Genomic DNA, 13,646 nt, shown 5'->3' with positions numbered 1-13,646 from the left:
TAATTATTATAACCCTCTCCTTAAAATCTCCTGTACTGTTTTTGTAATAATTTCACCTTCTGATTTGCCTTTTGAAGGCTTGATTTTAGCAAAGGCAAGATCATGATCCAATTCTTCATTTAATTTTATTGTATCTTGATAGTGCTTTTTCCCATTGTGATAAGCTACGATAACCTTTGTTATCCCGCTCCTGTCGTTGTCAAAAGCATTATAAGAGGTAACAGTTGAGATAGATTGACTTGGTGCAATAAAAGTATTGTCTATGTGCTCAAAGACATTATTGCCTCTAGTTCCTAAATAATTTGGGTGAAATTCCAAAGAGTCAATGATTGCGCCAGTTCGACCAAAGTTTTTAACAATTATGTACTCACAAATAGTATCCAATGCTTGGATATAATCTCTATAAACGACAACATAAGGTCTATTCGCCTGTTCAATAGAACGTTGAGTTTGTTTTAACGAAAGGATTGATATTATCACAGCAACAGCTGACACCCCTATTCCCACAAATTCAGCCACCTTTATTTTTCCTCCCTTTTTGATGCAGTAATAAACTACTATTTGAAATATCGGTTGGTTAACATAATCTCTAATTAAGCTTAAAAAGATTATAATCAGGTTTATTGATAATTTTCCGGTATATAACTCGGAAAATCACATTTCCCTTTAAAGTAAGTTACTCTGCGGGTAACCTACATTTGCTGGTTCTGCCCTTAGACATACTGTTTAATGGTTTCCTTTTTAGTTTTACACCTGTAGTTTATCATATGTAACTTCCAGGTATTTCCTTTTGGTTGTTCAAAACCCCTTCTTTATTAATTAAATTGCCATAAATGTAAAATTGATCGCCAATTCTTATTCCGGAAATGCGTCCAATTCAAGAATAAGTCTGACATTCAGGACCATGCCCTTTATGTCAACTAACTATTAGCTTCTGTCCACCTATATTTGGCTTCGATATCATCTTCAATTTCACACTCTAATGTCCAACAATTTTTTAAAAGAGTTCTTTTATAACCGCATTTTGGGCATTTATATTTATATCTTCCAAAATATGTTCTCGATTCTTTCATCTTTCTATAATCATTCTTACAATATGGTCCGTCCACCATGCCTACATTAATATCTAGGATCTCATTTGTGAGAGGATTTTTACGTTTAATATCTGCATGTACTTTCCATTTAAAACCATAACCTTCTGCCTTAGCTTCTAAATCATAGTTGTTTCCAATGCTAATGACCATAGGAAAAGGTGTTTGTAACTTATCAATTCTATTTCTAATAAACCAACGTATCACAATTAAAAAGATCAGTAATAACATCCAATAGATAAGAAATCTATAGGTAATAACCATGTTTGAAAAATCTTTGAAATTAATATTCTTCCTAATTTGTATAAACTGAAAAACGTATGTAGTCAAAAATGTAGCGAATAATGAAGCTATTACACCAATAGTAAAATCTTTGAGATGAGTAATCACTAAAGACACCGTCTTTCTTTTATTAAACAATATAGTCCTTTTTTTGAACAAAAAAATATCCAGTTGATTTTTTAATCTATTTTAACATATGCAAACGATTTTCAATTCCATTCGATAGTCCGAATACCCGAAATTACTAGCTCATTGATGAGTTGAGTTTTTTGAAATAAGTTTGTTGATAAACTCTTACAAGGTGATTTCAAACTATACTAACTGGAACAAAGTAACACGAATAGGACTGCCGTCAAATCAACGATTTCTTGGATTTAACTATATACGCGGTTTTTGGCTATTGCAAAGAATAGTTCCGGATATTACTACCTTGGCAGCAAGCACTGATTTGACCCGAAGTCTGGAATCAGTGCTTGTCAACTCTGGATTGACCTAATTAGATTTATTCAGTCAATACTACTACCTAAGTAAAACCCGCGCCAATAAAGGGCTGACAGTTATCTGGGTTATTTAGGTGAGTTTTTTTGTACAAAACCACTAGGGAGATTTCAACAAGCTCATAATTTAAAGCCACGCCTTTCAAGAGGGGGCTTGTCCAAGTTAATGGGGTGGAAAGGTTCATGAACGGAGGGTGTTTATACATATTTTTACAAATCCACACCCTACATGTTCAGTTTGCCATACACACATCGAAAATCCTTGATAAATATTGTATAATAAAAGTTAATCCAGATTGATCACGAAACTTCAGAGGGTGGTTATATGAAGAAGCTCGAAGGCCGAATTGCGGAAGTCATGAAGGGTATTATTCATGACGGAGATACTGTTATTGAAATTGACGGGAAGAAGTATTATCTTTCCTTAAGTGAAGAACCTGAAACAACAGTTGCGGAAGATGTGAAAGACGATCCGGATCTCAAACAGAAATTACTCCAAGCAAAAAAGGACATATTAGATGGAAAAACTTATACTTCAGATGAAGTGATGGAAATGATCGACCAGGGAGAAGTATAAATGAGGTTGGAGTGGACAGATCAAGCGTTGGAGGGTTTTCGTAATATTTATAGCCACCATTTTACTTTATCCGAGACCAAGGAATATAAAAAACGATTGCTCAAAAATATAAAAGAAAAAGTATCTCTCTTAGGAACAAGCATACCAGCCGGAAATGGAGAATGGGAAGGCAGTTATAAAATAATCGTTGATAAATTTATCGTTTATTATTCTTTTTCTGAGGATCGGGACATCTGTTATATTGAATACTTCAGACATTCCAGTCAACAGAGATAAAAGTTGTTGCTAACTTTAACAACTTGAGGACTTAAGGTAGTGAACATTTGGTGGAGGACATGTACAATCATCCTACCCCCACTGAAGAGAACAAAATAAATTTGGCATTAGCAAGGTGAATGCTACAGTAAAAAGATATTACATGTCCGTGCCTTCCTAGTCACGTTTATCATGTTGCAATCCAAAAAACAATCTTTATGGTTAATTACTTACCAATAGACATTACGCGATCCACAGCTGTAAAGCTGTGTTGGTAATGACGCAGGGGGTCTTCGGGCCCCCGTATTTGATATAATGCATAGAAGCCTATCGTGTTAGTTTAGGGGTAACATAAGGGTAACGTCATCCATTAAAAGGTCGTAAAAAGAGGTGGAAAATGTTACTCGCTAAACATGCAAAAACCTTGATATGACGCCATTTCATGAGTTTGGGTGAAACATGTATCAACCGCTGGATTTATGGGCGGTATGATGTAATAAATGCCCAAACCCCTTGATATATAAGGATTTGTTAGTAAGGTGAGAGTGCAATGCTAACATTTTGCTAACATTAATTTGAGGACTTAACGGAGGCTTCTCATGAGTTGACTAAACTTGTGGGAAGCTTCTTTTTTCATGTCTTGCGTGACATGGAGGTACACATTTTTCGTAATTTGATCATCGGTATGACCAAGACGGTCCATGATTTGTTCAAGTGACACACCTACTTTGGCGAGCAGTGATGTGTGCCTGAGCGAATGCGGTGTCAGGTCAGGGTTTAAGTCGGCAATGGATAAGAGCCTCGCCATTCGAAGTTGAACCATTTTAATGACGATGGGATAGCCGTAATGGCGCTCCGTCTTCGCAAAGATAAAGCCTTGGTTGTAGTAAAGCGAGTGCCAGGGAGCGGAAATCACCTGCCAATGCCATAACTGACTTCAGAAGGAATAATCAACAAATCTTTAGAAGAGCTTTTTAAAATTATTTTAGGCACCAAGGGAGCAGTATGCCCAAAAAACAGGTCATTTTGTGGGGAGCGACCGTTTTAATTCCTAAATCGGATTCAACATAATTTTCATAAAAGTGGCATGAGAAGTTAGCTTTGATCCCAGATCTTTTTTGTCCCGAAGTATGAATAAATCAGTTACTTTATAATTTCCATCTTTCCACTCTAAAATATTTAAATATTTAAATATTTAAATTATGGACCGATATAAATAGTGAGTTCACAAAATACTATTTAGGAGGTTCATAGTAAAATGAAGAAATTGGTGTCAATGAAATTTCTTGCAATTTTTTTAGTGACTTTTCTAATAGGTATTGATGCTACGACTTCGTCTGCGAGTGCTCATGAAATATCAAAGTCTATTAGTAACTTCAAAGTGGAAACGAATAATAAAGGAATAGATGTATCATTTGTTTCCAACGACCTAAAGATAGATAAGGGACACGGTGTTTCAATAAAGCGTCCAAAGTATTCAATTAAATCGAATTTTAATGTTTCAGGAGACCGTATGAATTTTACGGATACTTTAACTTCTACTGACACGGATGATTTTTGGTTCTTCAGTGTTGATACGGAAAGAAGCGTTATCTTTAATATTCAATCAACAAATCCGGATTATGCTGTGGAACTGTATCAAATAGACTGGGAAACTGGAACAGCCTATCCTACTTCTCTTGGAGGATATTCGGGAGATGAGGTAGCGTATAATCAATTACCGAGTGGAGACTGGGCATTAAGAGTTTACACAACGGGCACTACTTATGGAGATTCATACTCAATTAAAATGAATGCTACGAATCCTTCCGGTGCTGCAAATATTCTATCAGAGTCCGATTCATTGTTATACGTTGTATTAAGTTATCCAAATGGTGATATATACTCAAATGGTACTTATGTTGCAACAATAGGAGGGGATAATACTCATTTAAATTGGAAAAGGGAATATTATTTTACGTGGGATGGTAATTATGATCAACGAACACATGAAATATCCGAGGTAAAAATTAAATCTATTTCTGGTCCCGTAAGCTATCACTCAGACTATGCGAGTTCAGATAATGCAATACTTATTTATTTGGATGAGGGGACTTTATTTATGTATAACGAGTCTTCTTTCAGATCAGGCCCCCCTACACAATATACTAACTCTTTTGTAGATACAATTGGAAAGACAACACCTAGAAGATTAGACAGTGATGACCTCACTAATTGGGGGGATCATATTTTAGTATATGATTTAAACAAACAGAAACCGATCGATTTTTATAGTGTTCTAAATTATTATTATGCAAGTGGTGTTGAACCGCTCCCTTCAATTACATTTCTAAATTAAAACTTTTTATCATTCATGAAATAAACATCATAAGACCGAATAACTATTAGGGAGGAAAAGGCGTGAGAGTCAATCCTTTTATAGCAAGAAATTATGATTCAAATATTTATAAAGACAATTTTAATGTCAGCACTTTGGACTCACTAGATAGTGACCGTTCATTTACTACAGAAGATGATGTTCTCAATCAAGATACCTACAAGGAACAGGCCCTTCGTAGGAGTACATCACCCATCCTTGTCCATTTGTCAAAACAAGCAGATGGTACAATTACATTTGACCGCCAACAAATGACGCGTGAAGAGGTATTGTCACTGCGCGAAGGCGACTTAAAAAATGTAGCCATTAATTGGGCACCTTTAGAATTACAATTAGCCAGTAAGCAATCCAGCTACTCTTCCACTGATCAAGTAGCTTATGATTTAGATTATTTTGCCTCTGAATATGTACAATTTCAATCACAAATTAACATGCGCTATTCGGGTAAAGAACAAGAGGAACAGCTTCAAAAATTAGATGATATGATCTATTCACATGTTGAGAAATATGCTGATCAATTTTCAGAAATGGCGGACACCTTTTTTTCCGAAAATGGTATAAACATCAATAAAGACCAGTTTAAAGATAGCATCATGGATTTTTTTCAACAACGTAAAAACGCTTACGCGGATTTCATTCAAGAAAATAAAGACTATGCGGGAATCAAAGGGACCGAGAATGAATGGCTATTGAATGATAACCAATTTATGGGTGAACAATTGCGCTATGCATTGGATTCAAAGCACCCTGATGTGAATTTTATAAGCTCAAATGGAATGAGTATCGATGATTTGGCAGCGGTTGGTACAGTGATCAAGGAAACAAAGAACGCTGACTTCAATTCTTTTGAAATAGGTCACAACAAACATAGGGCAGAAATAAGTTACAACAAAAATAAATCAGAAGAAGAATATGGTGTGAAGCTTGGACTTACTGCCATGAAATATACATTAATTACCGAAAACTATCACTTAAGTGATGGCATAAAGTCTAAGTTAGATACCGCGTTCGATAATTTCATCAAGGACCAGAATGAGCGTGCTAGTGATTATGTGAAGGATATGCAAGAGGACCCCTTTGTCAGGAACAACGAAGCTTTTGCGATGGATTGGGATAAAGAGCTTGTTTCAAACATTATTAACAAGATGGTTAGTCATTTACAAACAACAGATATAAACCAATCATTCAAGAATGACATAAATGTTTTGATCGAATTGTATAAAAGCAAAACAGAAGATCAAAAGACAAGCGGCCTTTCACGGTATCAGAGTTATCATAATACTTGGGCAGAGGATAATTATGTTGATGATTGGAATAGGTTTGTTAATGGACTTTCACTCTCGACAGGAATAGACTCAAGCCAATACGAACTTAATTATCAGGTTGATTTGTTTGATACAACAATTTAATGGGACTAGGGGTCAGGTCCACTGTCCTAGAATGTAATACGGTAACATTTTGCTAATTTCTAAGTAATCTAAAGAGGCCTCTCATTGGTTGATTAAACTTTTGAGAAGCCTTTTTTAAAATTTTTTGTTACAGGAAGATTATCAGGGTGCTAGGGCAATATGCAGGGAACTCACAGGAAGGAGAGGGGGTGATCCAACCTTTGCGTGAGTTGGCCAAGCCTTTAGTGGATGGGACAAGCGTGACCCCTTGTGTGGCTCTTCAAAAGAAGCTGGATGCTAGGACCCTAAGTCATGTTCCCGTATATGGTGACATCCCTTTATTTTTCCCACCTTAGAAAGCCAAATGATTCAACAAAAGATGTAAGGTTAAGAATGGGTTATACAAATAATCAATTAAGAATGTTACTTGGATATTTGGACCAATTAAATGGTAAAGAAAATTGGGCCAGAATAATATCTAAAAGATGCCCATGCAGAGTGAGATAATGTTGAATTTAGATAATTATTTAAAAATAAAATTCAATCAGATATCAAGTAGATTGGCTCAATAAAGCTCGAAAGAAGTACCAATATGAATTAGCCAAAGCCCTAAAACCAATCTATAAAGCGCCAACTAAACAGATTGCTTTTTCAGAGTTCGAATCCTTTAAAAAAGGAATGGACAAGCCGATATCCTAAAATTGTAACCTCTTGGGAGGAGAATCTCTAAATACTCTTAAAAAAATCTTGGATCATCCATCTGAAATACGCTATGCCATCTAGACAACAAACTGGATTGAAAGAACTAATAAGGAAATCCGAAAGAGACTAAAACCTATGCATAGTCTAACACATATGGATGCAGCTGAGAAAATTGTCTACTTTAAGGTAATGGAAAGGAATGATGAATGGTCTGAAAGCATTTCAACAGGCTTCGCTATGGCAAAACCGCGAATTCAACACATGTTCAAGGAAAAATAGAGCGAATAAAAAAACTGTAATAAAATATATTTCGGTCATACAGAGGGCATTCCTGTATCTCTTATAACTGAATATTCAGACCAAATCCACGACATCTAGATACCCTAAAAGAGAAATTTGACTCTACCGCAATAGCCGAAACGAGTAAGCGCTGATTTGACCCGAAGTCTTGAATCAGTGCTTTTTAACTCTTGATTGACCTAATTAGGATTTATTTCGTCAATGCTACTAAGTAGGGGGATGGCAACGATACGTAAAATACATGGTCATTTCGGCCAAACTCAACCGATAACAGGGATTATCGATTGAGTTTCATGCCCTATTCCCGGTGTTTTTATTGATAGAGTCAAGGTTCTCAATCCGAATACATCTGTGCCGATAATAGTTCTCTTGTCATAACAATTTATTCTTGTATGACAATAACCTTTTAGGGAACCCATAAAATCTTATCAGCTGGGCTTAAACAAAAAGGCTGGAAATCCCTAAATCATTATCATCCCTTGATCATAGTACGAACGCTCCCGATCACTTACTTTACTGGTCAATACCGAAGAGACGGCGGGCATTGTCGTTGCTGAACTTGTTGCGGTCTTCGTCGGTGTCGAACTCGGTCAGAAACCGCTGAAGCTCATCCTGGGTCGGCCGTTGGAAGGGATAGTCCGTTGAGAACATTACCTTGTCAATCGTGGTCACCTCGAGGGCATGATGGAGCAACGCAGGGTTGAACATGCCGGAACTCGTGATGAAAAAGTTCGAGCGGATGTAGTCCGACACCTTTTGCTCCAGGCCGGCGATGTGAGACAGGCTGTTTATCCTGTCCTGCCAGAACAAGAGAAGCTCGCCCCAGTGGCCGAGAATGATCTTGAGGTTGGGGTATCGATCGAAGGTACCCCGGGCTATCAGGCGCAAAGCGGCGATTGCCGCCTCAAGATGCCATCCCCACGAGAAGGTCGACAGCGCCAAGTCGGTCATCGGACCCAATCCGGAATAAGCTGCTTTACGGACGACATTCGAGGGGATTTGGGGGTGGATGAAGACTGGCTGACCGAGAGTCACCGCGGTTGCAAACAGGTCATCGTAGCAGGGATCGTCGAGTGTCGTCTCGCCAATGCGACCATAAACCATAGCTCCGACGAAACCGAGACTTGCCGCACGCTCGAGCTCGCTAGCGACGGCGGCTGGCTCAGCCATCGGGAGAGTGGTCATCGCTCGAAGGCGTGATGGATAGCGACGGACCGCTTCGGCTGCGATGTCGTTCATCTCCCGGCTGAGCGCGACCGTCTCGGCAGGAGCGAGGGGAATAGTCGCTGGCGGAGCAAGGGAGATGATGTGCATTTCGATGCCCTGCTCGTCCATGGCCGCGATTCGTGCGTCGCTGATGTCCTCCAGTCTGGTGAGATTGTCTCCTATCTCGTTGAATGACAGACTCTCGTCACGTCTTCCCTCTGGCAGCCCCTTGAGCACTGCAGTTAGTTCGGGGGTGGTCCAGTGTTCCTCGATTCCAATGAAACTTATTTTGTTTGACATGTATATTCCTCCTACTTGTGATGTTTGATTAGAAGTATCAAGTGCATGGCTCCCTCGTTAAAAGCATATAACACACGATGGCACCGACATCCACGATCGCAATGATGATCCCCAGGGGTCAAGCCGTGTGACTGCTACCGATGCCAACTAGAGGTGCGACGACCGCCCAAAACACAAAAGGCAGCACGCCAAGAAGTGCCGAAGCACCGCCTACGGATGTTCCTTGATTCTGCATCGCCAAAGAAAAACTGGTCTTATTGATCATACCGGTACCGGCCACAACAAAAAACAAAGGGATGAGTATGGCAATCAAGCTGGTGTTCGAAAGAATCATGCCAAACCATTCGAGGCCACCTGCAGCGGCTAAAGAAAGACCAATCAGCAGCAATTGACCTTCTTCTCCCCTGTCTACGAGCTTTTCGGTGACAACAATACCGAGTTCGTTAATGGCAAAGATCACGCAAAACATTGTGGCGAAACACCGAAAATGTTTTGCAGAACAAAAGGAGAACCTGATATATAGGCAAACATTCTGCCCATCACAAGTCCTTGGATCAACTGCATAACCGACAAAACCCGATACCAATAAAATCGCGTAACGTCGACAGTGTTTCTTTGATTCCACCTGTAGCACGGCGTTCCTTTGACAATGTTTCAGGCAAATTGAAAAACACAGCGAAAAACATGATCATGCCAATGATCGCGAGTAGAATAAACACACCATGCCAGGAAGTTATATGCAGTATTTGACCGCCTGCAATCGGTGCCCCCCATAATAAGCATTAATATCGAAAAAACTTCGTCAATTCATTACCGGAGTATAAATCCCGTGATATCGCCCGAGATATCACACGATGCCCGCCGAACTTCCAACTCCTTGAATAAAACGCAATATAATCAGCGACCAAATCGAGGTACTGATGGCCGCAAGCAAGGAAGCGATCGTATAGGCCTATAGGCCGCGAGTACGATAGTTAATGGTTTACGCCTGCCACGTACATCACTGAGCGGATCTGCAATCAATTGACCGAACGCCAGGCAAACAGACAAGCAGTCAAACTTAGTTTTGCAAGTGAGGCACCGGTGTGCAAATCGTTAGTAAGTGATGGTAAAGAAGACAAATGCTTATCCAAGAATAACGGGCCAAGTGCCGTCAACAAGCTAAGCAAAATCCCCATCCATAATTTTTTTCGGTCCTTTGTATGAGTCATTTAATGAATCATTCAGTTGTTCCATGATACACCTCCCTAAAACGCCCTTGAAGTAACCGTAAATCAATTTTATAATGGAGTCCAACGCATTTAAATTCATGGATATATTGACTGAAAGGAATGGAAGCGGAATGGAGCTTCTGCAATTGCAATATTTTCAAGTAGTGGCCAGACTTCAACATATAACCGCTGCCGCGAAGAGTCTGCACGTCACGCAGTCCTCTCTAAGCAAAACGATCCAACGTCTGGAGGAGGACTTAGGTGTTCCTCTATTTGACAGGACTGGGCGAGTACTTCGACTGAACAAGTTTGGCCGTGCCTTTCTTAACCGTGTGGACAAAGCGCTTTTTGAATTGGCACAGGGGAGGCAGGAGATTAGTGACTTATCCAGTTCTGAGAGTGGATCAGTTGAATTGGCTGTTACCACAGCTAATTCATTGACACAAATCTTACAAGACTTCCGTGTCAGGCGGCCTCATGCGCATTTTCATGTCCAAATGTTAAAAACGGAGGAAATGCTTGAACCTCTCCATCGTGGTGAGATCGACTTCTGTTTATCATCGCCGCCGATACATGGTGAGGACCTTGAATGTAAAATAATCGCGCTCGATTCCTTTGTATTGGCTGTTCCAAAAGGGCATCATTTCGTAGATCGGAACAGCGTATCGATTTTGGAACTGAAGGATGAGTTATTCGTAGGATTAAAACATGGTTACTCCACCCGTGATTTGACCGACCGCGTTTGCCAATCCGTTGGTTTTACACCCAAACACGTATATGAGGGAGACGAACCGGCCAGACTGCGTTCACTTGTGGAAGCAGAAATCGGCATTGCCTTTATTCCGGAGACATCTACATGGAGCTCATCACAGGAGGAACATGTAAAATTTCTTCGAGTTGAAGAACTTAAATCTATGCGAGAAATAGGTCTCTCATGGCATAGAAGTCGTTATTTATCACATGCCGCCCTAGATTTCCGAAAAATAGTTTTAGAATACTTTAAAGGGCTACCTAGAGAAGGAAACCACTCATTCTAACTATGATTGCGAGAGATCATTTAGCTATTTACTACAGATAATATCCATGTCAATGACTGGATCCATGTATGATCACGTCTCCTTTTTTGTATTCGCAGGTGGCTCCACACAAATCTTGTAATCTCATAGCTTCATTTGTTATAAGGATCCCTGTCCCAACCAGCCTCAAACATGTTTTTACGAGAGTGAGGTGGGCAGTATTACAGGCGGGATTAAGTCCTACTGGCCAGATCGTTCTTCCCCGACTACCTCCAGAATAATCTAAATAGGCTAACCAGATGACTGGTTAGCCTTATAATACGATCAGGCGATATTATTGAATAACAATAATAGTGGGGCAAAATAGGTGTAAGTTCGTCAAGGCAAGAAACTAAAAATAATTGTAAAGTATGTATCCCGAAAAGATAAAGGCGATTACTCTATGCTGTTTTTAATCCAATCGAGTTGATCTAGGGCCATTTTGCCGGAGGCTGAATCAACCATGTCGATAATAAATTTATTGATGACAACCTGAGGCGCTTGTTGGCGCGTAGTACGAATGGATAGCACATTATTTGTTATGAAAAAATGTCAAGATGGGCAACAAAACATAGAAAGCTAGATATGATCAAAGACCCAAATGATTTCCAGCGAGCGAATGAAGGAATATTGAATAAAATTAGGTGACGGTTTCCTGTTGCGGTCAAGCCTAACGCAGCACGGATCTTTAATCGGAAATTGAACTTCAATTGATATTCTTGCTCAGCCCCAAATGGGTGGGAATCCTGTAAACCCTTCGGATGACTATCTCGGCAAGGCTGTAATTTAAAAGGATCGTTCCCAAGATAGCCGATGTGTAACTCATATCATATTGCATACCAAGCACATCATAGAGAACGAATGTCAAGAATTTGATAAGCAGGTTGGTAAAACAGTAGGCATAACTTCGGACCATCCATTTCCGGTGCTTATTGACCTGTTTTCGTTTGATCTGGATCAATGCTGTGATGGTCATGAGTATCCAAATAATATTCATAAGATTAAACGCCATACTATTGATTCTTCCGCCTGTTGCATAAGGAGCCATATAACCCGAAGTTCCGCAAACAGCAAAAACGGCAAGAATATAGAGGTAGCCATTCATCCTATGAAACTTTCGGTATTTTCGTTGAATCTTGTTTAAAAAGTTAATCGTGCCTGTTACTATCGCCAGACAGGCGACAATCACATGAATATGCAATACATTTAACCAGACAGGTACATTTATGGAATGATTGAGACTGGTTTTATGGCTCAAAAAGTGAGTAGCCTGTGGATCAAAAAACAAATTAGCAGATACGACATAGACAATGTAGGCAACTGAAATAGCAATCATGGTTACGTACAAAACCTTATTTTTTATGAGCTTCATAAAACTTTCCCTTCTTAGTGAATTCAAACGATCTGTAAAGAATATTGAGGGGATCATTCGAGTCCAATTACTCACAGATTTCACCCAATGGAACCCATGATCCCCTGAAAAGCCCTTATTAAGCCGTTTATCGTCTAAACAAGACACAATCACTCAGCTTCGGTTTTTACGACACGTTCTCCAGTGAACTTTGAGGAGGGAAGAACCGGCTTTGACAATGTCCTCCATCTTGTTGCCGTCCACTGTGGTTTCAAATTTAAGTTTCAGAGAGATCGATTTTGATATGTGTTGCGTCCAGGTCATCTGATTGCCGGTGATCACAGGGTCGATAAACTCGCTGATCTCACCGTCTTGTTCGACAGAACCTTGTACGGATTCGCTATCAGAAGAGATTTTTGCCAAAACAAATTGCTTACCGATGGGGGTAGAAATCGTCATGTTCCATCAAAAAGAGCACTGCCGACAGGGACACGTTCTTTAGATGTTTTATCGAAAGGGGCCTCATCTATTGACCTCGTGTCTGAATTGGGATGAGAATCTGCATCAATTGGGACAAGGCCTTTTTCACACCAGATGGTTCCGCGACGTTCATACTCGAATAATTTTTCCACCTCATGGGCAATACGCGGCCCCAACTCCCGTTCGACTACATATAAGGCAATATCAAGGCCTGTTGTTATCCCCTCACTAGTAATCAGATTTCCTTCGTCCTCGACACGCGCAGTCATGGGGATTGTCCCTGTTACGCCTAAGACATCCAAATCCAACGCGCCCCTGAGATTGTACTTGCCGCATTCAATACCTCATAAGGTGCCGCAGCGTCAAAAAGATCAAACCCATCGAATAAAACAATTTGAGCCAACATAAGATTTCCCCCCTTCGATTGAATCTGTGTTGTGGAGTCATCTTACAATAATCGATTCTGATTGCAGGGTCTTTACTTTGTAAGAAGCTCTTTCAGTCTTTGAAATTCTGCTTCGTCAATTCTTCCTTCGGCGACTCGCCTTTTAAGGGTCGAAATCATGTCTCGGGT

The 13,646-nt window shown here is 39.8% G+C and carries 12 protein-coding genes and 1 pseudogene; 5 read left to right on the top strand and 8 right to left on the bottom strand.

Features of this window, described 5'->3' with window-relative positions; all coding sequences use genetic code 11:
* Positions 1–6: 6 nt before the first annotated feature.
* Both IEW82_RS06625 and IEW82_RS06620 read right to left on the bottom strand, forming a co-directional pair.
* Positions 7–519 (bottom strand): DUF8453 domain-containing protein, encoded by a 513-nt coding sequence (locus IEW82_RS06625; RefSeq protein ID WP_229672390.1) that lies wholly within the window; start codon positions 517–519, stop codon positions 7–9.
* 401 nt (positions 520–920) lie between these two features.
* Entirely contained in the window at positions 921–1,490 is a 570-nt protein-coding gene (locus IEW82_RS06620) for a hypothetical protein (RefSeq protein ID WP_229672388.1), read from the bottom strand.
* 705 nt (positions 1,491–2,195) lie between these two features.
* Here IEW82_RS06620 and IEW82_RS06615 point away from each other — a divergent pair.
* Both IEW82_RS06615 and IEW82_RS06610 read left to right on the top strand, forming a co-directional pair.
* Positions 2,196–2,447, top strand: coding sequence for a hypothetical protein (locus IEW82_RS06615; RefSeq protein WP_188691076.1), 252 nt, complete (start codon positions 2,196–2,198; stop codon positions 2,445–2,447).
* The gene (locus IEW82_RS06610) at positions 2,448–2,723 is read left to right on the top strand and encodes a type II toxin-antitoxin system RelE/ParE family toxin (RefSeq protein ID WP_188691074.1); all 276 of its coding nucleotides are present in this window, start codon (positions 2,448–2,450) and stop codon (positions 2,721–2,723) included. It abuts the gene before it with no gap.
* A gap of 562 nt (positions 2,724–3,285) precedes the next feature.
* Here IEW82_RS06610 and IEW82_RS06605 read toward each other — a convergent pair.
* Complete coding sequence (locus IEW82_RS06605; RefSeq protein ID WP_188691072.1) at positions 3,286–3,618, bottom strand: tyrosine-type recombinase/integrase; 333 nt, start codon at positions 3,616–3,618, stop codon at positions 3,286–3,288.
* 342 nt (positions 3,619–3,960) lie between these two features.
* Between IEW82_RS06605 and IEW82_RS06600 the strand changes: the two genes are divergently transcribed.
* Both IEW82_RS06600 and IEW82_RS06595 read left to right on the top strand, forming a co-directional pair.
* Positions 3,961–5,040 carry a hypothetical protein gene (locus tag IEW82_RS06600; protein ID WP_188691068.1) on the top strand — a complete coding sequence of 360 codons (1,080 nt, stop codon included), beginning with the start codon at positions 3,961–3,963 and terminating at the stop codon, positions 5,038–5,040.
* Between the two features lie 62 nt (positions 5,041–5,102).
* A complete protein-coding gene (locus IEW82_RS06595; protein ID WP_188691065.1) occupies positions 5,103–6,488 on the top strand; it encodes a hypothetical protein in 1,386 nt (461 codons plus the stop codon).
* 1,494 nt (positions 6,489–7,982) lie between these two features.
* Here the strand turns inward: IEW82_RS06595 and IEW82_RS06590 are convergent.
* Together IEW82_RS06590 and IEW82_RS06585 are read right to left on the bottom strand one after the other, a co-directional pair.
* Positions 7,983–8,975, bottom strand: a complete 993-nt coding sequence (locus IEW82_RS06590) for an amidohydrolase family protein (RefSeq protein WP_229672386.1) — start codon at positions 8,973–8,975, stop codon at positions 7,983–7,985.
* Between the two features lie 37 nt (positions 8,976–9,012).
* Positions 9,013–10,186, bottom strand: a pseudogene (locus IEW82_RS06585) (multidrug effflux MFS transporter).
* A 131-nt stretch (positions 10,187–10,317) separates the two neighbouring features.
* On the opposite strand from IEW82_RS06585, the gene IEW82_RS06580 reads away from it, so the two are divergent.
* Positions 10,318–11,223: a LysR family transcriptional regulator gene (locus IEW82_RS06580; RefSeq protein WP_188691133.1), complete on the top strand. Its 906-nt coding sequence runs from the start codon at positions 10,318–10,320 to the stop codon at positions 11,221–11,223.
* A 724-nt stretch (positions 11,224–11,947) separates the two neighbouring features.
* Here the strand turns inward: IEW82_RS06580 and IEW82_RS06575 are convergent.
* The 3 genes from IEW82_RS06575 to IEW82_RS06565 all read right to left on the bottom strand — a co-directional run bounded on the left by IEW82_RS06575 (position 11,948) and on the right by IEW82_RS06565 (position 13,374).
* Entirely contained in the window at positions 11,948–12,688 is a 741-nt protein-coding gene (locus IEW82_RS06575) for a DUF2306 domain-containing protein (RefSeq protein ID WP_308422132.1), read from the bottom strand.
* A gap of 78 nt (positions 12,689–12,766) precedes the next feature.
* On the bottom strand, positions 12,767–13,051 hold the full coding sequence (locus IEW82_RS06570; protein WP_188691061.1) for a hypothetical protein: 285 nt from the start codon (positions 13,049–13,051) through the stop codon (positions 12,767–12,769).
* Positions 13,048–13,374 (bottom strand): type 1 glutamine amidotransferase family protein, encoded by a 327-nt coding sequence (locus tag IEW82_RS06565; RefSeq protein ID WP_188691058.1) that lies wholly within the window; start codon positions 13,372–13,374, stop codon positions 13,048–13,050. The genes IEW82_RS06570 and IEW82_RS06565 overlap by 4 nt, the downstream gene beginning before the upstream one ends.
* Positions 13,375–13,646 lie beyond the last annotated feature (272 nt).

It is taken from the genome of Pullulanibacillus camelliae, assembly GCF_014642655.1.
GTDB lineage: Bacteria > Bacillota > Bacilli > Bacillales > Sporolactobacillaceae > Pullulanibacillus > Pullulanibacillus camelliae.
This window is presented reverse-complemented; position numbering and strand designations above follow the sequence as displayed.